The 21,071-nt window shown below is 35.3% G+C and carries 19 protein-coding genes and 1 other annotated feature; all 19 genes read right to left on the bottom strand.

Annotated features, from left to right (window positions below; translation table 11 throughout):
- Positions 1-74 precede the first annotated feature (74 nt).
- The gene (gene rpsO / locus HYG86_RS17630; RefSeq protein WP_213166862.1) at positions 75-335 is read right to left on the bottom strand and encodes a 30S ribosomal protein S15; all 261 of its coding nucleotides are present in this window, start codon (positions 333-335) and stop codon (positions 75-77) included.
- 119 nt (positions 336-454) lie between these two features.
- A complete protein-coding gene (locus tag HYG86_RS17625) occupies positions 455-1,366 on the bottom strand; it encodes a bifunctional riboflavin kinase/FAD synthetase (RefSeq protein ID WP_213166861.1) in 912 nt (303 codons plus the stop codon).
- 15 nt (positions 1,367-1,381) lie between these two features.
- The gene (gene truB, locus HYG86_RS17620; protein ID WP_213166860.1) at positions 1,382-2,254 is read right to left on the bottom strand and encodes a tRNA pseudouridine(55) synthase TruB; all 873 of its coding nucleotides are present in this window, start codon (positions 2,252-2,254) and stop codon (positions 1,382-1,384) included.
- Between the two features lie 21 nt (positions 2,255-2,275).
- Positions 2,276-3,238 carry a DHH family phosphoesterase gene (locus HYG86_RS17615; RefSeq protein ID WP_213166859.1) on the bottom strand — a complete coding sequence of 321 codons (963 nt, stop codon included), beginning with the start codon at positions 3,236-3,238 and terminating at the stop codon, positions 2,276-2,278.
- A complete protein-coding gene (gene rbfA / locus HYG86_RS17610; RefSeq protein ID WP_213166858.1) occupies positions 3,216-3,560 on the bottom strand; it encodes a 30S ribosome-binding factor RbfA in 345 nt (114 codons plus the stop codon). Before rbfA ends, HYG86_RS17615 begins: the two co-directional genes overlap by 23 nt.
- Positions 3,561-3,578: 18 nt before the next feature.
- Positions 3,579-5,654, bottom strand: a complete 2,076-nt coding sequence (gene infB / locus HYG86_RS17605; protein WP_213166857.1) for a translation initiation factor IF-2 — start codon at positions 5,652-5,654, stop codon at positions 3,579-3,581.
- A gap of 19 nt (positions 5,655-5,673) precedes the next feature.
- Positions 5,674-5,997 carry a L7Ae/L30e/S12e/Gadd45 family ribosomal protein gene (locus tag HYG86_RS17600; protein WP_213166856.1) on the bottom strand — a complete coding sequence of 108 codons (324 nt, stop codon included), beginning with the start codon at positions 5,995-5,997 and terminating at the stop codon, positions 5,674-5,676.
- Positions 5,966-6,229: an RNase P modulator RnpM gene (rnpM, locus tag HYG86_RS17595; protein ID WP_213166855.1), complete on the bottom strand. Its 264-nt coding sequence runs from the start codon at positions 6,227-6,229 to the stop codon at positions 5,966-5,968. The genes HYG86_RS17600 and rnpM overlap by 32 nt, the downstream gene beginning before the upstream one ends.
- Positions 6,230-6,238: 9 nt before the next feature.
- Complete coding sequence (nusA, locus tag HYG86_RS17590) at positions 6,239-7,282, bottom strand: transcription termination factor NusA (RefSeq protein ID WP_213166854.1); 1,044 nt, start codon at positions 7,280-7,282, stop codon at positions 6,239-6,241.
- 16 nt (positions 7,283-7,298) lie between these two features.
- Positions 7,299-7,766, bottom strand: coding sequence for a ribosome maturation factor RimP (locus HYG86_RS17585; protein ID WP_213166853.1), 468 nt, complete (start codon positions 7,764-7,766; stop codon positions 7,299-7,301).
- Positions 7,767-7,878: 112 nt separating this feature from the next.
- Positions 7,879-12,081: a PolC-type DNA polymerase III gene (locus HYG86_RS17580; protein ID WP_213166852.1), complete on the bottom strand. Its 4,203-nt coding sequence runs from the start codon at positions 12,079-12,081 to the stop codon at positions 7,879-7,881.
- Positions 12,082-12,093: 12 nt separating this feature from the next.
- On the bottom strand, positions 12,094-12,747 hold the full coding sequence (locus HYG86_RS17575; protein ID WP_246451838.1) for an MgtC/SapB family protein: 654 nt from the start codon (positions 12,745-12,747) through the stop codon (positions 12,094-12,096).
- Between the two features lie 11 nt (positions 12,748-12,758).
- Entirely contained in the window at positions 12,759-13,400 is a 642-nt protein-coding gene (locus HYG86_RS17570) for a glycosyltransferase family 2 protein (protein ID WP_213166851.1), read from the bottom strand.
- 13 nt (positions 13,401-13,413) lie between these two features.
- Positions 13,414-15,126, bottom strand: a complete 1,713-nt coding sequence (locus tag HYG86_RS17565) for a proline--tRNA ligase (protein WP_213166850.1) — start codon at positions 15,124-15,126, stop codon at positions 13,414-13,416.
- Positions 15,127-15,928: 802 nt separating this feature from the next.
- Positions 15,929-16,124, bottom strand: a binding site (T-box leader).
- A gap of 29 nt (positions 16,125-16,153) precedes the next feature.
- Positions 16,154-17,230, bottom strand: coding sequence for a flavodoxin-dependent (E)-4-hydroxy-3-methylbut-2-enyl-diphosphate synthase (gene ispG / locus HYG86_RS17560; RefSeq protein ID WP_213166849.1), 1,077 nt, complete (start codon positions 17,228-17,230; stop codon positions 16,154-16,156).
- Positions 17,231-17,241: 11 nt separating this feature from the next.
- Complete coding sequence (gene rseP, locus HYG86_RS17555; protein WP_213166848.1) at positions 17,242-18,258, bottom strand: RIP metalloprotease RseP; 1,017 nt, start codon at positions 18,256-18,258, stop codon at positions 17,242-17,244.
- On the bottom strand, positions 18,259-19,413 hold the full coding sequence (locus HYG86_RS17550) for a 1-deoxy-D-xylulose-5-phosphate reductoisomerase (protein ID WP_213166847.1): 1,155 nt from the start codon (positions 19,411-19,413) through the stop codon (positions 18,259-18,261).
- Positions 19,414-19,430: 17 nt separating this feature from the next.
- Positions 19,431-20,198, bottom strand: a complete 768-nt coding sequence (locus tag HYG86_RS17545; RefSeq protein ID WP_281391333.1) for a phosphatidate cytidylyltransferase — start codon at positions 20,196-20,198, stop codon at positions 19,431-19,433.
- A gap of 26 nt (positions 20,199-20,224) precedes the next feature.
- Entirely contained in the window at positions 20,225-20,971 is a 747-nt protein-coding gene (gene uppS / locus HYG86_RS17540) for an undecaprenyl pyrophosphate synthase (protein ID WP_213166845.1), read from the bottom strand.
- Between the last annotated feature and the right edge of the window lie 100 nt (positions 20,972-21,071).

Genomic DNA, 21,071 nt, shown 5'->3' with positions numbered 1-21,071 from the left:
AATATGCTTATGTTTGTTAGCTAATTTTACCATCTGACCATTAAAAATAAAGCGGGAATATCCCCGCTTTATCTTTATCGTCTTAAGTTTAATTGCTCAAGGATAGTTCTGTAACGCTCGATATCTTTGTCTTTAAGATAGTTTAAAAGATTACGACGTTTACCAACCATTTTAAGTAAACCACGTCTTGAGTGATGATCCTTTTTATGAGTTTTAAAGTGCTCATTAAGGTGGTTAATACGCTCTGTTAAGATAGCGATTTGAACCTCTGGAGAACCAGTATCACCTTCGTGTGTTCTAAACTTTTCAATAATACCTTGTTTAGCTATAGTCATTAAATTTCACCTCCACTATTTTACTCCCAAAGCCCAGAAACTCGCCGGTGAAGTCGAGAAACAGAGCAAAAGGTAACATAAAGATATTAACATAATCTATAATAAAAGTAAAGTTTCAATTAGAGGTTTAGTAATTTTTGTGCATTTTTTATGTCTAAATCCACTTGTTTTACTAAAGAGTTAATACTCTCAAACCTTTTTTCTTCCCTAAGGAATTCTAATAAGTCAACTTCTATTTTTTGGCCATATATGTTTTCTGAGAAAGCAAAAAAATGTATTTCTGCATTTAGTCTATTTTCTCCCACAGTAGGTTTATGTCCGATGTTTGCAATACCACAATACTCTTTACCACTAACATGCCCTTTAACAAGGTAGACACCTTTTTTAGGTCTTACTATATTTGAAGGAAAGTAGATGTTTGCAGTGGCAAACCCTAACTTGTTACCTATACCTTTTCCTGAAATTACATTTCCTGAAATCTTAGGAAATCTCCCTGTCAGTTTGAAATATTCTTTAGTATCACCGTTTACTAAACATTGTCGTAATAAAGTGGAGTGAACCACTTGACCCTCTATTGAGATGGGGTCTATTATTTCAGTTGTAAACTCTTGATACTGACTTAGCAAACTTCCATTACCCTGGCCTTTTTTCCCAAATGAAAAATCATATCCTATAATTACCTTAGAACAATTAAGTTTGTTAATTAAAATTTCCTGTATGAATGAGTGTGGATCTAATGCGGCAAATTCTTCTGTGAAAGGCTCTATAATGAGTAAATCGATTCCTGTTTCTTTGAAGTAGTTAATTTTATGTTCTAAAGTGCTAATAATTTTAAAATTATTATTAAATAGGATTTGTGGGTGAGGGAAAAAGGTATATGCTGCAGAAATCATGTTGTTAGTTTTACTTTCTTTGATAACCTTCTGGATAATCTGTCTATGGCCTAAGTGTAATCCATCGAAGTTTCCAATAGTTGTTATACAACGACGTGTTTGGTTTTGTAGTTTATTTATCCCAAATACTAACTCCATCTTCATCTCCCTAGCTTAGATAAAAACCTTCTGGGGTTTTAATTTTCCTTTATTATTCGTGCAAATAGCTACAAAATTATCCTCTTTATCATAAACTCTATATATATCATCGTCATTATTGATTGGGTGTAATACTGAAACACCGTTTTTTATTTGAAAAACCTCTTTGTCTGTCAAAATTACTTTAGTAAGTTTATATAACACAAAGTCTGCAGGATATAGAAAATCAGTATAATTCTCTTCCGTTAAATCATCAAGAAAAATAGAGTTGTCTAAATTAAAAGGACCAACCTCAGTTCGAATAAGATATGACATCAAAGCCCCTAGTTTTAGGTCTTTACCGATATCTTGGCATAGTGTCCTTATATAAGTGCCTTTTGAGCAATGTACATCTATATAACACGTTTTTGAGCCTATAGGAAAGCCGTTCACTAACGAGATGTCATAAATATTTACTTCCCTTTTTGGTATCTCAACATCTTTACCTTGTCTATGATATTCGTAGAGTTTTTTACCCGCTACTTTTATAGCTGATGCCATAGGGGGGATTTGTGTTATTTTACCTTTAAACTTATTTATTGATGTATTAAGAGTAGTTGAATTCAAAGTAAAGTCATTAGCCAACACTTCAATATCACCATATAAATCCCCTGTGTCAGAGGATATACCAAAGGTTATTTCCGCACGGTATTTCTTATTTAAGTCCATGACGTATTCGCTAACCCTTGTTGCTCTACCTATACAAATAGGTAGTATGCCCATGGCATTGGGATCTAGTGTCCCAGTGTGTCCAACTTTTTTGATTTTCAGTTTCCTCCTAACATGAGCAACCACTTGATGGGATGTCATGTTAGCTGGCTTTAGTATATTTAAAATTCCATCTTTCATATGAGTTCCCCTAACCATAACTTAAGAAATTTCCTCAAGTATTTTTTCTAATATTAATGTGGGGTTTTCATTTGTTGAGAATCCAGCAGCCTTACTATGACCGCCACCACCTAGCTGTCTACATAAATTGCCCACATCAATTCTTGAGTTTGAACGAAGGCTAAACTTATACTGATCTCCATCTTCTTTAATAAAGACTGCAACTTCTGTACCGTCAATATTTCGTAAGTAATCCACCATATCGTCTAGGTCACTGAAATCTTCAATTCCTTGAGAGATCAAATCTTCCTTCTTGATACGAAGGTATGATACTTTACCTGTTTTATCTTGTTGTATTTTGGAAAATAGCATACCTAATAACTTAAGATATTTAAATGGTTTTTTTTCAAGATTCTTTTTGAATTTGTTAGGGTGCACACCTATTGTTAGCAAGTCTGCCACTATGTTATGGGTGCCAGCAGTTGTGTTATCGTAGCCAAAAAACCCTGAATCGGTAATAATACCGAGATATAATGCTTCTGCTATTGGCACATCCATCTTAATTGGCAGTTGCTGTAGCAGAAAGTAAACTAATTCACAAGTTGCTATCTTATTATCCACGCAAAAGTTTAGGTTACCAAACATAGTATTTGCTGGATGGTGATCAATGTTAATTACATATTTAAACTCTTGAGGGTGAATGTTTTGAGTAGTAAGTCTCTTTTCATCACTACAATCAAGAACTATTAAAACACTGTCTTTATCTTTTGGCACGCCTATTACGATTTGATCCATAATCTCGAGAAAACTTAATTGTTTAGGAATAGGGTCAGAACTATACATCCTGACCCTTTTTCCCATATTCTTAAGCGATAGCCCTAAAGCTAGTATAGATCCAAGGCTGTCTCCGTCTGGCGACTGGTGGGCAACTATAGAAAAGTTATCTTCTGTTTTTATGAATTCAACTATTTGATCTAATTGTTTATTCATTTCGATTAAGCTCATTTAAGATTTTTGATATCTTAGATCCATGTTCTATGGATTCATCAACTTTGAAATGAAGCTCTGGCGTATGACGTATTGTTAGTCTTTTTCCTAACTCACTGCGAATGAAACCCTTTGCACTTTGAAGACCCTTAAAACCATCTTTTTGCTTCTTTTCGTCCCCTAAAAAAGTTAGGAAAACAGTACAATGCCTGAGATCTCCTGTTAATTCTACAGAAGTAATAGTACAAAAGCCAACCCTAGGATCCTTTATGTTTTTTCTTATTATATCGTTTAGTTCAAGTTTTACGTTTTCTGCTAATCTTATGGTTCTTTGTGACATTAAGTTCACCTCGAATCTTTAAGTTCTTTCAATTTGTTTCATTGTAAAGCTCTCTACAATGTCGCCTTCTTTAACATCATTGTATTTTTCTAATACAATACCACATTCGAAGCCTGCAGCAACTTCTTTAGCGTCATCCTTAAATCTTTTAAGGGTGTCTAGTGTACCTTCATATATAACAATACTATCACGAATAAGTCTAACAGGGTCGTTTCTAGTTATCTTCCCTTCTAGCACGTAACTTCCTGCTATGTTACCTATTTTAGACGCTTTAAATATCTGTCTGATTTCGGCTTTTCCTAGAACAACTTCTTCAAACTTAGGTGCTAGCATACCTTTAATAGCAGCTTCCACGTCCTCAATTACATTGTAAATAATTCTGTATAACCTTACATCCACGTTTAAATCGTCACTGATTTTTTTGGATGCAGCATCTGGTCTTACATTAAAGCCAATTATTATAGCACCAGAAGCAGAGGCCAATGTAATATCTGTCTCATTGATAGCACCTACCCCACTATGAATTACTCTTACCTTAACTTCTTCATGGTCAAGTCTTTCAAGGGATTGTTTTAGTGCTTCTGCCGAACCTTGTACGTCAGCTTTAATAATTATGTTTAACTCCTGAATCTGTCCTTCTTGAATGGATTTGAATAGGTCATCTAAAGAAACAGGGGTGTTTTTCTTAAGCAGTTCATCTTTATTTTTTTGAACATATTGTTCCGCAATGTTTCTAGCAATTTTATCATCAGCAAAAACTTTAAAAATTTCACCTGCACCTGGCGCCTCTGAAAGTCCTAGAATCTCAACGGGTGTAGAAGGACCAGCTTTTTTGATTTGTTTTCCTTGATCATTGATCATAGCCCTTACTTTACCAGCTGTTGTACCGCATGCTAAGGAATCTCCAACTTTAAGGGTACCCCTTTGGACTAAAACTGTTGCAACAGGGCCCCTACCTTTGTCTAGTTTAGATTCAATGACAGTACCGCTAGCATGTGTATCAGGGTTAGCTTTTAGTTCCTGGACTTCCGCAACTAAAAGAATAAGATCTAGTAAGTTGTCGATACCTTCTCCACTTAATGCAGAAATTGGAGCAAAAATAGTATCTCCACCCCATTCTTCTGAAACCAAACCATAGTTTGTTAGTTCTTGCTTAACTCTATCGGGGTTTGCAGTTGGTTTGTCCATTTTGTTTACTGCAACTATAATTGGTACATTTGCAGCCTTAGCATGGTTTAATGCTTCAACTGTTTGTGGCATTACTCCGTCATCGGCAGCAACTACTAAAATTGCTATATCAGTTACTTTAGCTCCCCTTGCCCTCATAGCAGTAAAAGCTGCATGGCCTGGAGTATCGATGAATGTTATTTTTTTGCCGTTTGCAGTCACTTGATAGGCACCAATATGTTGTGTGATACCACCAGCTTCTCCTTTGGTTACACTGGCGTGTCTTATACTATCTAGCAATGTTGTCTTTCCGTGGTCTACATGACCTAATACAGTAACCACAGGGTGTCTGTCCTTTAGTTGGTCTGGCTCATCTTGTTCTATTGAAATGATGTCATCTTGGATTCCATCACTTTGCTCAATTTGAACTTCATAACCGAACTCTAAGGCTAAAATTTCTATTGTGTCAATTTCAATTACTTGATTGAGGTTAGCCATAATGCCAAGTCCCATTAGCTTTTTGATAATAGTTGAAGAATTTTGTCCAAGTTTTTCAGCTAGTTCCCCTACTGTTAGTGAACCGTTTTCTAATTTAATAATTTTTTCTGTCATAGAATCATCCTTTTCTACTTTTACTTCTCTTTTAAAATTGCCTTTTGGTTTATCTTTTTTTCGTTTCTTTTTCTTTGTTCTCTCTTGTTTTTCCTGTTTTTGAGAGTTCTGGTTAGTGCTATTGTTTTGAACTACTACTTGCTCAGTTTTTTCTTCTTTTTTATTTAAATGATTATATAATTTTTCAAACTCTACTTCAGTAACTGAGCTCATATGACTCTTAACATTTATATTAAGGCTGGATAGTTTCTCCATAAGTTCTTTACTAGTTAAACTTAAATCCTTAGCGATTTCATAAACTCTAAATTTGCTCATATTCATTCCCCCATCTACTCTATAATGTTCCACCTTCCCATTTTTTCAGTATATTTTCAGCAAAATTATCATTATTAATTGAGATAACTGCCCTTAATTCTTTGCCAATATAATGACCTAGTGTGTCTTTTGTTGCAAACTTTATAATGGGAATTTTTTTACTGTTGCACTTTTCCCGTATTTTCTTAATACTATTTTCGCTTATATCTTCAGCTATTATTACAAGTTTAGCATGATTTTTATCAATTGATTTTAAAACAGCAAAAGAACCTGAGCTTACATTTCCGGATTTTTGTGCAAACCCAAGTAGACTAGTCAGTGAATCGTGATTGGATTTGTTCATATATCCCCACAGGTATTTGAGTTTTGAGAGACCTTTCTAATCTTTTGGACTTGTAAGCTGTTTTAAAACAATCAATATCATTACAAAGGTACGCGCCTCTACCTGCTAGCTTCCCTGTAGGATCTAAGGCTATGTCCCCTTCTTTAGGTTTTACAACCCGAATAAGCTCTTTTTTTAACTTCATCTGTTGACAACCTACACACATACGTTCAGGTATCTTTCTTTCTTTCATAGTTATCACCTATTCGCCTTTTGCTTGGCTCTCGCTCTTAATATCAATTTTCCAACCTGTAAGCTTTGCAGCTAGTCTTGCATTTTGACCCTCTTTACCAATAGCCAAAGATAGTTGGTTGTCTGGGACCACAACCCTCGTTATTTTTTCATCCGCTAGAACTTCAACAGACACAACCTTAGCAGGACTCAAAGCTTGAGATATGTATTCCTTAGGGTCTTCGCTCCAATTAACTATATCTATTTTTTCACCCTTTAGCTCATTTACAATTGTTTGTACCCTCATACCTTTGGGACCAACACAAGCCCCCACAGGATCCACATCAGGGTCTTTAGAATATACAGCAATTTTTGATCTGTATCCTGCTTCCCTTGATACAGACTTAATTTGAACTATGCCATCAAAAATTTCTGGAACTTCTAATTCAAAAAGTCTTTTTATCATACCTGGATGACTACGGGACACAAAGATTTGAGGTCCTTTTGAAGTGTTTTTTACCTCTAAAACGAAAGCCTTAACCCTTTCAGCTTGTTTATATTGCTCATTGGGGATTTGCTCAGTTGGAGGAAGTATAGCTTCGGTTTTACCCAGGTCTATGAATATATTTTTATTTTCCATCCTTTGTACTAGACCAGAGACTATGTCTTGCTCTCTATTTACAAATTCATTATAAACAACACTTCTTTCAGCTTCCCTAAGTCTTTGTACCACAACACCTTTGGCTGTTTGAGCAGCAATTCTTCCAAACTTTTTAGGAGTAACTTCAAGGGTTACTTTGTCACCTACATTTAAAGAAGGATTTACCTTTAAAGCTTCTTCTAGGGATATTTGTGTTTTAATATCCTCAACATCTTTCACTACATCTTTGACAGCAAAAAGCTTTAATACACCCTTATCTTTATTAACCTCTACGTAGACGTTTTCCGCGCTGGAATTATCTTTTTTATATCCTGCTATCAAAGCTGCTTCTAGGGCTTCGTACATTATGTCTTCGTTTACACCTTTTTCTTTTGAAATCTCTTTTAATGCTTCTAGAAATTCTACACTGTCCAAATTTGGACACCTCCTTTTAAAAATTTATGGAAAGCTTAACATTAGCCACGTTGTCATATTGTAATTCCACTGTTTCTTCAGTATCCTCATCAACTATCCTAAGTATTCCGTTTTCTAGTTCGTCTAAAGTTCCTACAAAAACTTTGCGTCCACCTATTTTGGTATATGTGTTTACACGAACTAAGTGGCCTTTAAACCTTGAAAAATCTTCTGGTTTTCTAAGTGGCCTTTCAATACCTGGTGACGAAACTTCTAAAAAATACTGTTGTTCGATTGGGTCTAAGTCATCTAAGTATGTAGAAAGTAATTTATTAATTTGTGCACACAGGTCAGTGGTTACCTCTCCTGCTAGATTATCAATATATACCCTAAGAAACCAAGCTCCACCTTCTTTATTGAATTGTACATCCACAAGTTCTAAGCTGTGTTCCTTGGTTATTTTTTCTGCCATGAGAGTAATTTTTTCTAAATGTTCTTTTTTCATTGTCTTTCACCTCATTTTTTAAGAAGTTGTAATAAGAAAGAGTGGGTTTCCCCACTCATACACACATTCTTCCAAGTAAAATTGTACCACTTTACTTAGTTTTTTGCAACAGTTAAAACAGGGAAAGTTGATTTGTCTGGGGTAAACCTTCTAAATAACCTAAGTCTTGCATTGTCTGTAATACCGTTTTAGACAGCCCTGTTCTCTGTCTTAAATCTTCGATGGAAATAAATTGCCCTTTTTCCCTAGCTTCCACCACACTTATTGCAGCATTTTTTCCTAATCCACCAATTGCAATAAAAGGAGGAATTAAGGTTTTACCTTCAATAATGAAATTACTGTGATAGGATTTGTAAAGATCTACTTTATTAAAAGTATAACCCCTTAAGAACATTTCTAAAATTATTTCTAGCACTGTCAGTTGAGATTTTTCCTTTGTTGTTAAATTGTTTCCCTTTTCGTTTAATGCCCGAATTTGATTACGGACACCTCTTTCACCTTCTTTTATCATTTCCGTGTTAAATTCATCGGCTCGTACGGTGAAGTAAGCAGCGTAAAATGCTAAGGGGTAATTAACTTTACAATAAGCTATTCTAAAGGCCATTGTAACATATGCAACTGCATGGGCTTTCGGGAACATGTATTTTATCTTCAGACAAGAATCAATGTACCAGTCTGGGACGTTGTTTTCTTTCATGGATTTAATATGTTCCTCTTTTAATCCTTTACCTTTACGAACACTTTCCATAATTGTAAAGGCCATGGAAGGCTCTAAACCTTTATAGATTAAATACACCATTATATCGTCCCTTGTTGATATAACTTCTGAAAGTGTTGCAATATTATTCTTTACCAATTCTTGTGCATTATTCAACCATACATCAGTTCCGTGTGAGAGACCACTTATTCGCACAAGCTCAGAAAAAGTCGTAGGTTTAGTATCCTCTAACATCTGTCTAACAAACTTAGTTCCAAACTCAGGTATACCCAAAGTAGCAACCTTAGAACCTAGTTCTTTTTCACTAAGTCCGATGGCTTTTGTTGATGAAAATAATGACATTGTTTTTTTATCGTCTAGGGGAATCTCCAGTGCGTTTAGTCCTGTAATGTCCTCTAACATTTTTATGACAGTGGGATCATCATGCCCCAATATATCAAGCTTTAACAAATTGTCACCAATTGAATGATAGTCAAAGTGTGTGGTTATTGTTGTAGATTCTCTATCATCAGCAGGATGTTGCACAGGACAAAAATCGTAGATATCCATATAATTAGGAACTACCATTAAACCACCTGGATGCTGTCCAGTTGTCCTTTTTATTCCTGTACACCCTTGAACAAGTCTGTTAACTTCTGCGCTTCTTTTTCTCAGATTTTTGTCCGATAGGTAGTTTTGGACAAAGCCATATGCAGTTTTTTCAGCAACTGTGGCTATAGTCCCTGCCCTAAACACATAATCCCTTCCAAATAGCTCTTCTGTATATTTATGTGCCATTGGTTGATATTCACCTGAAAAGTTCAAATCAATATCTGGGACCTTGTCACCATTGAACCCTAGAAATGTTTCAAATGGGATATCGTGACCATCTTTTTTTAACTTATTTCCACACTTAGGACAATCTTTATCAGGCAAGTCAACACCAGAACCTACAGAACCATCTTCGTAAAACTCCGAGAATTTGCAGATTGGGCATAGGTAGTGTGGTGGCAGTGGATTAACCTCAGTTATGTCGGAAAAGGTCGCCACTAAGGAAGACCCCACGGATCCTCTAGATCCTACTAAGTAACCATCACTTAAAGATTTGGTAACCAGTTTATGAGAAATATAATATATTACCCCAAAACCATGTTTAATAATAGAGTTCAACTCTTTTTCAAGGCGAGCTTTTACAGTATCGGGTACTGGTATACCGTATTGCTCTTCACTCCTTTTAATACACATGTCCCTTAGCATTTCATCGGAGTTTTCGATTTTAGGTGTGAAGAGGTCGTCAGGTATAGGTTGTAGTATTTCTATTTGTTCTGCTATTGCTCTAGGGTTGTGTATAACTACCGCTTCCCTTTGTTCTTTTGTAAGGTAAGAGAAGTCATCTAGCATCTCTTGGGTGGTTTTAAAATGCAGAGGTGGTTGATTGCTTGCATCTGCAAAGCCTTTACCTGCCATCAATATCTCTCTATACACGGAGTCATCTTCATCTAAAAAGTGCACGTCACCTGTTGCCACCACAAGTTTATTTTGCTTATCCCCTAAGGCAATTATTTGTTTGTTGATTTCTTCAATATCCCTTCGCCCCTGCACAAAGCCATCTCTAACCAAAAACTCGTTATTATCCACTGGTTGTATTTCTAGGTAATCATAAAATCTTGCTTTTTCTTCTATTTCATTGTTTGGTTTTCCATCTAAAAACATTTTAAAAATTTCCCCTGCTTCACATGCAGATCCAATAATTAAACCTTCCCTAAAGTTGTTTATTAGTGATTTTGGAATCTTAGGTTGACGATAAAAGTATTTTGTATGGGCAAAGGATATAAGTTTATATAGGTTTTTTAACCCCGTAGGGTCTTTAACAAGTAAAATACAATGAAAGCTCTTTTGGTTTTTGATATTACCTTCTATGGGTATTTTTGTTAATGATTTAATATCATTACATCCTAGTTTGGTACATTCATCTAAGAGGTGTTTAAATAATTGTGCTGTAGCTTTACAATCATCAACTGCCCTATGATGGTTTTTAAGTTCTATCCCAAAATGCTTAGCTAGCGTATTTAGTTTATGATTTTTTACATCTCTTACTAATGCTCGACTTAAGGAAAGAGTATCAATTACACATGTGTTAAGGTCGTACTGTAATTTTTGACACCAATTAGTTAAAAACCCATAGTCAAAATTAGCATTGTGAGCCACAAGTGTACTTTCACCACAAAATTCAAGAAATTCAGGTAAAACTGTGTCTATGGAAGGAGAACCTTTTACATGCTCATTTGTTATGCCTGTGATTTCAGTTATCTTGTCCGGTATTATCTTATCAGGTTTAATAAGGGCCGAAAATTGGTCAACTATTTCACCATCTCTCATCTTTACAGCACCAATTTCAATTATTTCCTCATTTTTAGAATCGAGTCCTGTTGTTTCGAGGTCAAAAACCACGTAGGTTATATCCTTCAATGCTTTGTTCTTAGGATTTATAACAATATTGTTATCCATATCGTCAACGAGGTATGCCTCTACTCCGTAAATTATCTTAACACCATGTTTTTTGCCTGCATCATAAGCATCAGGGAAAGCCTGAACAACTCCATGGTCTGTTATGGCAATTGCTTCATGTCCCCAATGTGCAGCTCTTTTAACGAGGTCTGCTGCGGAAGTGGTAGCATCCATTGAGCTCATTTTAGTATGTGCATGTAGCTCTACCCTTTTAATTTCAGCACTATCTTTTTTTAGTTCAATACTTATTTTGTTTACGTCCCGGGGTAATACCGTGAGTTCTTGTGAATACTTATCGTGCTGAATATTTCCATAAACTTTTATGAAGGTCCCAGGGTTAATGGTAGGGAATTTTTCCCCTTCCTCTAGGAATAACTTGCATGATATGGAGTCTGTGTAGTCGCAAATATCGAAGGTTACTAATGTTCTACCTGACCTAAGCTCCCTTTGTTCAAAAGTTATTACTTTTCCCCACATACATATATTTCTGTCTTCCTCGATTATCTCAAAGATTGGTTTGGGGTCTTTGACTATATTTTTTCCCCTTAATACGGCATCGCCTTTACTAACTTCCACATTTTTATCTGGTATCTTTTTAACAAGTTCTAGTATATATTCCTTTTCCTTTTCCTTATGTTTGGTTAGTGGAACATTAGAACTTTGATCTAGTATAAAATCTACTTTAACTTCTTGCCTCCAAGTGTCCCAAACAAATTTTTCAAGCCATCTGTGAATACTTTTCATGTTAACATAATAATGTTGGAGGTTGTTGTTTAAGGAAAAAATAATGTTCTGTGATTTCACTTCTAACTTCCAATTACTTATTGTGCTTTGCACAGCAGGGAATTCAGTTGCCAGTTGCTTCTTTATAAAATCTAAGTTTAATTTTATAATCTCATCGTCTTGAGGGCTTGTCCCATCTTTTAATATACAAAAACACACTTCTTTAAGTCCGGCAACTTCACTGATTATCTTTTTTTCAAGGGTCTTTAAATCATTCACTATACTGGCCGGGCCAGTTATGTAAATAACCCATCCTTGTCGATGGGTTGATACAGAAATTTTTTGTATATTTATATTGGGATTATTAATTAATTTATCTATAGTCATAGGCCTCACCTGCTAATCTTGATAGTCTATACCTAGTATACCGTCAGAATCCATAAGCTCTCTCATTATGTTATCTACGCTTAGTTTTGGAGGGATTTTTAGATGTAAATTAACGTGCATTTTTCCATTTTTAGATTCCATATACACATTACGAATACTCACGTTTAAGTTTCCTAATTTACGCCCTATTTCACCTAACATACCTGGTTTATCCTCAACTATTATTGTAATATTTAATAGCTGTTTAGTAAATATAAACTTTTTCTCAAGTATAGAAAAAAATTGCAAAACCATCACTACAAATACAGTAGTAGTTATGGCTATGAAGTAATACTTAAAGCCAACTGCGATACCAATTGCAGCCACAGTCCAAAGGCTAGCTGCTGTGGTCAACCCTTTAATGTTAGCCCCTTCTCTCATGATGGTTCCAGCACCTAAAAACCCTATCCCACTAACTACCTGGGCTGCAATTCTTCCCGGATCTCCAGTTTGATTAAAAGATTCATAGATACTCCAAGAGACAATAGATAATAGGGCAGAACCCACGCAAACTAAAGCGTGGGTCCTAAAACCAGCTGGGTGATTATTTGCTTCTCTTTCAAGACCTATTATACTTCCTAGCAAAATAGATAAGGCTAAAGCGCCTAAATACTGTAAATAATCCATAATATCCTCCCTTAGCTAGGATTTTTTAGGAAATAATTTACAATTTCCCAGTACATTTTTAACCTTGCAACAAAGCCCTTAACAAGGCCTAGCTTTTCTTCCTTCATGACATGGCTCATATCTGGGAGTTGTACAACCTCAACCCCTACTTCTTTTTTTTCCACGAACCTTGTAAGGGCTAGTTCTACACCAAAACGACTTACTTCTAAGTCAGAAATTTGATTTAGTAGTTGTCTTTTTATTGCCCTTTGACCTGAAAGATATGGTGCGACTTTTTGAGCAAGGTCAGTTGTCCTTCTTCCGCTTGTGAACACACCTAGGGTCATTAGGGCATTACCTTTAACAACAGGTTCTAATAAACTATCCACATGTGTTGGTGTAAGACCTATTAAATCAGCATCTAGGAAAAGTATTATATCTGCATCCGTTGAATCAAGTCCTGCTTGCATGGCTCCGCCTTTTCCTTTGTTTTCCTTAAGGTCAATAACTTTTACACCTTTACTTAAGCCAATCTCAGCAGTTCTATCCACGGAACCATCACTTACAACTATGATATTATCAACCATTTCAACTTTTTTTAGGGTATCTAAAATACTACCAATGGTTTTTTCTTCGTTATATGCTGGTATGATGCAAGTAATGGTATTACTCATGATAAATCCTCCTTTAATTGGTGTAATAGTCCTGTACTATTTTTAGTATTTCAGACACTTCTACAATTTGAGCCTCGTCTTTGTCCCTAAACTTTACTTCTACTTTGTTTTCTGCTGCATTTTTTCCTATTACTATTTTCAGGGGAATACCTATTAAATCCATATCTTTAAATTTAACTCCAACTCTTTCATTTCTATCGTCCAAAATGGCGTCAATTCTATTTTCCTTTAATGTTTGGTAAATTTCCTCTGCAAGTTTTGTTTGGGTTTCATTCTTTGTGTTTACAGGAATAACAGCCACTTCAAAGGGTGCTAAGTTCAGTGGCCATAAAATACCGTTTTCATCGTTGTTTTGCTCAATAATTGCGGCTAGGGTTCTGGTAACACCTATTCCATAGCAACCCATAACCATGGGTTTTTCTTTTCCATTATTATCTAGATACTTAGCGTTAAGACTTTCAGAGTATTTTGTTCCTAGTTTAAAGATATGCCCTACTTCTATACCTTTAGAACTACTTAAGTTACCGCTACAGTTATGGCACATATCTGCGTTTATTACTGTCTTTAAATCCCCATAGACATTTATGTTAAAGTCACTATTATTACAATTAATAATATGGTGATTTTCTTCATTGGCTCCCACCACAAAATTCTTCATTGATTTGATCTCACTATCTGCAACTATGAAAATTTCTTTTTTTAGGCCTATTGGTCCTGAAAAACCAGGTTTCGAGCCAGTAATCTCTTTAATTTGCTCTTCTGTTGCAAGTTCTATTTCTTTTAAACCTAATAATTTTTTAAGTTTAATTTCATTTACTTCCCTATCACCTGGTAGAAGGCACATATAAACTCGGCCTTTTTCATCTGTGTATAGAACAGCTTTTAAAATTTTCTCACTGCTTGTTTTCAGAAAATCTGCAACATCTCTTATTGTAGTAACATCTGGAGTGTATACTTTTTCTTTTTTACCACTTATGGCATCTTCAGTTAGATCTGCAAATGATCTTTCTTTAGAGATGGCTGTTTCAACGTTTGCAGAGTAACCACATTTTTCACAGAAAACTAAGTCGTCCTCTCCTACTTCACTTATTACCATAAACTCGTGGGATGAACTACCTCCTATAGCTCCTGTATCTGCCTCAACCACTTGATATTTAAGACTACATCTATCAAATATTCTTTTATATCCTTTATACATTTCTTCATAGCTTAGGTCTAATCCTGCCTCATCTAAATCAAAGCTATATGCATCTTTCATAATAAATTCTCTACTTCTGATAACACCAAACCTTGGCCTTCTCTCATCACGATATTTTGTCTGAATTTGAAATAACGTTAGTGGAAGTTGTCTGTATGAGTTTACATTATTTCTCATTAAGTCAGTAAAAATCTCTTCATGGGTGGGACCTAAACAAAAATCCCTGTTATGCCTATCTTTTAAACGAAACATTTCTGCTCCGTACTCAGACCAACGTCCCGACTCTTGCCACAGTTCAGAGTTTTGCATAGCAGAAGCTAATATTTCAACGCATCCACTTTTTTCCATTTCCTGTCGGACTATGTTTTCAATTTTCTTTAAAACCTTAAATCCAAGGGGTAAGTAAGTGTAAATCCCTGCCGCTTGCTTCCTTATTAGCCCCGCCCTTAACATTAGCTGGTGACTGATTGTCTCTGCCTCTGAGGAGACCTCCCTCAGTGTTGGCATAAAATATTTAGATGTTCTCATACTATTATCCTCCTATTATTGTAATATATTATTTTTAATGCGCTTCTGCGCCGAGATTATTGAAAATGTTGTGTTGTTGTGGCTTTGCTTGTGATTTTTAGCCACGGATTTTTGTAAAAGCTTTGCCACAGATCTACATGATCTTTTTGATCTCGAAAGCTAAAAGCTAGTTCAAGGGCTTAGCCACGGATTAACACTGATTATCACTGATTTTAAGAGCTAGTGATTTTAAGAGCTTTGCCACAGATCTACATGATCTTTTTGATCTTGAAAGCTAAAAGCTAGTTCAAGGACTTAGCCACGGATTAACACTGATTATCACTGATTTTAAGAGCTAGTGATTTTAAGAGCTTTGCCACAGATCTACATATCTTTTTGATCTTGAAAGCTAAAAGCTAGTTCAAGGGCTTAGCCACGGATTAACACTGATTATCACTGATTTTAAGAGCTAGTGATTTTAAGAGCTTTGCCACAGATCTACATGATCTTTTTGATCTTGAAAGCTAAAAGCTAGTTCAAGGGCTTAGCCACGGATTAACACTGATTATCACTGATTTTAGAAACTAGTGATTTTTAGAGCCTTGCCACAGATCTACATATCTTTTTGATCTCGAAAGCTAAAAGCTAGTTCAAGGGCTTAGCCACGAATCAACACTGATTATCACTGATTTTAAGAGCTAGTGATTTTTAGAACTTTTGCCACAGATCTACATGATCTTTTTGATTTCAAAATCTAAGAGCTAACGGCTAATAGCTAATAGTTAATAGCTTATAAAAACAAAAAATCTTCATCCCAAATAACTCTAGGGACGAAGATTGAATTCCGCGGTACCACCCATATTAATATCAATAATTTGATATTCTCCTCAAAAGCCGATAAAGGGGCAATCCTGTTAACTCCAAAAGTGGGTTTCAATTGATGACAGGCAAAGTTCTCAATCCCCTTTGCTCCCTGTACTGTCATTTACAATTTACTTGGCTTTTTTCAACGTTAACTGTTCTTTAAAGTATTATATTCATTCTAGTGTTATTTGTCAAGGAAGTCACCTTTAACAATAGCAAAGAGCTCTTCTACTAAATGTTCTTCTGGAACTGTTTTTAGTATGCTCCCTTTTTTAAAAATTACACCTTTCCCTTTGCCACCTGCTATACCATAATCACATTCTTTAGCCTCACCAGGTCCGTTAACAACGCAACCCATGACAGCAACTTTTATAGGTGTTTTAAACTCTTTCAGTCTTTCAGTTACTTGGATTGCTAAGTTTTCTAGTCCAACATCACATCTACCACAGGTAGGACATGAAATGACTTCTGACCTTTGAATAGATATGGGAAGCTTCAAAGATTTTAAGATGTTGTATGCAACATCAATTTCCTGTGTTGGATCTCCTGTCAAAGAGACTCTAATAGTGTCTCCTATCCCATTATATAACAATACTCCTAGACCTATTGATGATTTAACTGTACCAACATCTTTAAGACCTGCCTCTGTTATACCTAGGTGCAGAGGATAATCCACTTTTTCAGATAATAGTGTGTAACCTTTAATTGTCTCTAGAACATCAGATGATTTTATTGAAATACATATGTCTTTAAAATCTAGTTCCTCTAAGAGTGCAACTTCTCTTAGAGCAGCATCAACCATGGCTTCTGCCGATGGCCTATTATCATATTTTTCAAGGATATCTTTAGGCAGTGACCCACCATTTATCCCTATTCTAATGGGGATACCCTTTTCTTTGGCAAGGGTGACAACCTTAATTATATTTTCTTTAGAGCCAATGTTACCAGGATTTATACGTACTTTATCAATGCCATTTTCCATAGCCACAAGTGCTAGTTTATAATCAAAATGAATATCAGCAACTAAGGGAATATTTACCTGACTCTTAATCTGTGCAATATTTTTAGCTGCAGCCAGTGTAGGAACAGCAATCCTAACAATTTGACATCCTTTATCCTGTAGGTCCTTAATCTGTTTTACTGTTTCTTCAACATTTTCAGTTTTAGTATTAGTCATTGATTGAATAACTATAGGATGTTTGTTACCTATTTTGATTGAACCCACATGGATTTCACGGGTTGTTTTTCTGTTATTTAACATAAGATACACCTCTAAGGTATTATAAAGTTTATAATATCATTGTACAAAATGAAGACCATCAGAAGTAATAATAGTCCAAATCCAATAATATGTACTAATCCTTCTTTTTCTGGGTCAATGGGTTTACCCCTAACTGCCTCAATTAGAAGAAAAACTAGTCTACTACCATCTAGGGCTGGAACAGGAAGCAGGTTAAGAATCCCTAGGTTTACACTTAACAAAGCTGTAAGGTAAAGTAACGATGATAAACCATGCCTTGCAGATTCCCCTACCATAACAACTATCCCAACGGGCCCAGCAATATCACTTGTTGAAGCCTTACCTCTAAAAAGCATTTGAAGACTTTCAACAATTAAAGTTGCAACAGAAAGTGTTTCTCGAAAACTAGCTTTAACCCCTTCAAATAATGCCACGGTCTTAGTGGGCGATCCAATACCTATCATACCACGCTCAGTTTGATCATCAAATCGCGGAGTTACTTGCAGATTGATAATCTGACCATTTCTTGATATCCTAAAATCCAACTCTTCACCAGGTGAAGTGCTAATTTGTTCAACTAGTTCAGTCCATGTTTTGACTGGCTCCCCATCTATCTCTAAAACATGATCACCTTTCCTAAAACCTGCTATATCTGCTATTCCCTGCTCTGCCACAGATCCTATTTCAGGTATATCAGCAGGGACACCCACAGCAAGAAAGATTATCATGAAAATAACAACTGCCAGTACAAAATTCATAAAAGCCCCAGCAAAAACAAACAAGAATCTTTGTAGTACTGTTTTTGACTGGTAACTATCTTCACTTTCTACGTCTTTACCTTCCTCGCCAAGGACCTTAACATATCCACCAAGGGGAAATATTCTTATACCATACAATGTTTCACCTTTTTTAAATTTAATAATAGCTGGACCAAAGCCTATGGCAAACTCTTCAACTTTCATTCCAACTGCCTTTGCTGTTAAAAAGTGCCCTAGTTCATGGACTAGAATCAATAATCCAAAAACAATAATTGCTATAAGGATAGTCATTTAGATAACACCCTTTCTCTCAATTTGCTCCTTAGCCGTAATTCTTGCCCACTGATCAAATTCCAAAATTTCATCTAAACTAGGCTTTACTAAGAACTTATGTTTCTCAAGTGTTTCAGATATAACTTGAGGTATTTCTAAAAACTTAATTTTGCCCTTTAAGAAATAATCAACAGCCACTTCATTAGCTGCATTAAGTACAACAGGAGCATTTCCACCCCTTATACCTGACTCTATACAGAGATTTAAACCTTGAAATACATCCAAGTTTGGTTTTTCAAAGCTCAGTGTGTGCTCAAAAATATTCAATTTTTGAAAATTATTTTTAAGCCGCTTAGGATAATTTAATGCATATTGGATCGCGTATTTCATATCAGGGGGACTTAAATGAGCTATAACATTTCCATCTATGTATTCAACTGCAGAATGAATGATACTTTGTGGATGAATTACAACCTCCACTTTCTCTAAGGAAGTGTCAAATAACCACTTAGCTTCGATGGCCTCTAGCCCTTTGTTTATTAGGGTAGCTGAGTCCACAGTGATTTTCTTTCCCATACTCCAGTTTGGATGTTTAAGTGTATCTTCAACAGTTACATTCCTTAAAAAATCAAGGTCTTTACCCCTAAAAGGACCTCCTGAAGCCGTTAGGATAATTTTATTTATGTCCTTAATATGGTTTCCCTGTAAACATTGGAAGATTGCTGAGTGTTCGCTGTCCACTGGTAAAAGATCCACTTTATTCTCTTTAGCTGCATCTGTTATTATGTGACCGGCAATTACTAATGTTTCTTTATTTGCTAAAGCTATTTGCTTCTTATGTAATATGGCCTGATATGTTGGTATAAGCCCAGCTTTTCCCACAATTGAAGAAACAACAAGATCAACTTCCCCTTGACAGCAAGCTTCTATTATTCCATCTAAGCCTGAGGTTACTTTTATTCTTGTATCAGATAATAAAGCTTTTAATTTTTTTGCTGCATGCTCATCATACATAGCTACAAGCTTCGGTTGAAATTTTCGACACTGTTGTTCCATGACTGCATAGTTACTATTGGCAACTAGACTATATACTTTTATGTGAGGACTATGTTCTACTACGTCCAATGTTTGACTTCCAACTGATCCTGTTGAACCAAGAATCCCTATGTTCATTTATAGTAACACCCCATTTATATTATGTAGGTTATAAAAACATATGCCAACGGAATCAAAAACAGCAAACTATCTATCCTATCTAAAATTCCACCATGGCCTGGCAATATGTTTCCAGAATCTTTTATTTTGTACTCCCTTTTTATGGATGATTCAAAAAGGTCCCCAAATACAGAAATGACACTTCCACTGAGGGCAAAGATCACCATTGTAATATGATTACCCAAATTGAAATAATAGTTAAAAATCAGAACACTAATAATTGCAAGTAAAACTCCTCCCACTAAGCCCTCAATTGATTTCTTAGGGGAAATAGCTGGTGAAAGCTTTCTCTTGCCAAAATTTATTCCTGCAAAGTATGCACCTGAGTCAGTAACCCAAGTTATAAGTAGTAATAAAAAAATTAAAATTAAGCCATTTTCCAAGTTTCTAATTTCTTTTAAAAGATATAATACCCCATGTATGTAGATAAAACCCCATGTCAGTAAACCTAGTTCTTTTAGCTGTGTATTTTTAAAATTCATTATTCGAATATAAATTGACAGGATAATTCCTGCTATTAAAATAACAAGGAATACATCTAATTCAGTAAATATCAACAACAATGCAAGTATTGCTGAGGTAGTATTATAAAAGACATTTTTAATTGATATTATTTTTAAGTATTCGTTAAAACCCAACACCATAATCAAAAATAAAAGGGTATTAAACGCTACCCCTCCATACATGACAGTAATAAATACGATGGGTATACCTACCAAAGCTGTTATAATTCTAGTTAACATTTCATCACTCTCAATCACACCCTAATTTATTTTTTTATGCCCCCATATCTACGTTCCCTATTTTGAAAACTATCTATGGCTTCACAAAGATGTTTTTCAGAAAAATCAGGCCAAAGGGTACTAATGAAAAATAGCTCACTGTAGGCAAGCTGCCATAGTAAGAAATTGCTAATTCTAACTTCCCCGCCAGGCCTTATGAACAGGTCAGGGTCTGGGATGTTTTGGAGATTAGAGTCTATAAATTTAGATATATCATTTTCTGTTATATCGTTAATTTCTTCGGTTTTTATTGTTTTGAAGAGTCGTTTAGTTGCATTTAGTATTTCCTGACGTGCACCATAATTTATTGCAAATACTAAATTTAGGCCAGTATTATTTTCTGATCTTTCAACAGCAATTTCTATGGTCTCTTTTGTTGATGAAGGAAGTTGTGATAGGTCACCTATTGTAGTTATTTTTACATTGTTTTCAATTATTTTATTAAGCTCTTCACCAAAATATTCTCCAGGAAGCTTCATTAGGAAATCCACTTCATCCTTAGGTCTTTTCCAGTTTTCTGTGGAAAAAGCATATAAAATCAGGTGTTTTACTCCAAGTTTTATACAACTTTCAGTTGTTTTCTTTACTGTTTCAACGCCCATTTTATGTCCTGCTGTACGAGGCAAACCACGCTTTTGTGCCCATCTACCATTACCATCCATTACAATTGCAATGCATTTTGGTATATTTCCGTTTTTTTTCACTCTTTCTATTAAATCTTTTCGAAAGAACATTTCATCCACCTCTATATCAAACTTATCTTAGCTTATCTTATCTTATCTTATCTTAGGTACCAGTTTCTTAAACTATATCCCCCCTCTCATGAGGGGGGAT

The organism is Alkalicella caledoniensis (assembly GCF_014467015.1).
GTDB classification, from domain to species: domain Bacteria; phylum Bacillota; class Proteinivoracia; order Proteinivoracales; family Proteinivoracaceae; genus Alkalicella; species Alkalicella caledoniensis.
Note: the sequence above shows the minus strand (reverse complement) of the source record. Positions and strands in the feature narration are given on the sequence as shown.

What these genes read in the sequence shown, in the direction of transcription:
- rpsO (WP_213166862.1), bottom strand. Translation starts at nt 335, where the DNA reads ATGACTATAGCTAAACAAGGTATTATTGAAAAGTTTAGAACACACGAA.
- HYG86_RS17625 (WP_213166861.1), bottom strand. Translation starts at nt 1,366, where the DNA reads ATGGAGTTAGTATTTGGGATAAATAAACTACAAAACCAAACACGTCGT.
- truB (WP_213166860.1), bottom strand. Translation starts at nt 2,254, where the DNA reads ATGAAAGATGGAATTTTAAATATACTAAAGCCAGCTAACATGACATCC.
- HYG86_RS17615 (WP_213166859.1), bottom strand. Translation starts at nt 3,238, where the DNA reads ATGAGCTTAATCGAAATGAATAAACAATTAGATCAAATAGTTGAATTC.
- rbfA (WP_213166858.1), bottom strand. Translation starts at nt 3,560, where the DNA reads ATGTCACAAAGAACCATAAGATTAGCAGAAAACGTAAAACTTGAACTA.
- infB (WP_213166857.1), bottom strand. Translation starts at nt 5,654, where the DNA reads ATGAGCAAATTTAGAGTTTATGAAATCGCTAAGGATTTAAGTTTAACT.
- HYG86_RS17600 (WP_213166856.1), bottom strand. Translation starts at nt 5,997, where the DNA reads ATGAACAAATCCAATCACGATTCACTGACTAGTCTACTTGGGTTTGCA.
- rnpM (WP_213166855.1), bottom strand. Translation starts at nt 6,229, where the DNA reads ATGAAAGAAAGAAAGATACCTGAACGTATGTGTGTAGGTTGTCAACAG.
- HYG86_RS17585 (WP_213166853.1), bottom strand. Translation starts at nt 7,766, where the DNA reads ATGAAAAAAGAACATTTAGAAAAAATTACTCTCATGGCAGAAAAAATA.
- HYG86_RS17580 (WP_213166852.1), bottom strand. Translation starts at nt 12,081, where the DNA reads ATGACTATAGATAAATTAATTAATAATCCCAATATAAATATACAAAAA.
- HYG86_RS17575 (WP_246451838.1), bottom strand. Translation starts at nt 12,747, where the DNA reads ATGGATTATTTACAGTATTTAGGCGCTTTAGCCTTATCTATTTTGCTA.
- HYG86_RS17570 (WP_213166851.1), bottom strand. Translation starts at nt 13,400, where the DNA reads ATGAGTAATACCATTACTTGCATCATACCAGCATATAACGAAGAAAAA.
- HYG86_RS17565 (WP_213166850.1), bottom strand. Translation starts at nt 15,126, where the DNA reads ATGAGAACATCTAAATATTTTATGCCAACACTGAGGGAGGTCTCCTCA.
- ispG (WP_213166849.1), bottom strand. Translation starts at nt 17,230, where the DNA reads ATGTTAAATAACAGAAAAACAACCCGTGAAATCCATGTGGGTTCAATC.
- rseP (WP_213166848.1), bottom strand. Translation starts at nt 18,258, where the DNA reads ATGACTATCCTTATAGCAATTATTGTTTTTGGATTATTGATTCTAGTC.
- HYG86_RS17550 (WP_213166847.1), bottom strand. Translation starts at nt 19,413, where the DNA reads ATGAACATAGGGATTCTTGGTTCAACAGGATCAGTTGGAAGTCAAACA.
- HYG86_RS17545 (WP_281391333.1), bottom strand. Translation starts at nt 20,198, where the DNA reads ATGTTAACTAGAATTATAACAGCTTTGGTAGGTATACCCATCGTATTT.
- uppS (WP_213166845.1), bottom strand. Translation starts at nt 20,971, where the DNA reads ATGTTCTTTCGAAAAGATTTAATAGAAAGAGTGAAAAAAAACGGAAAT.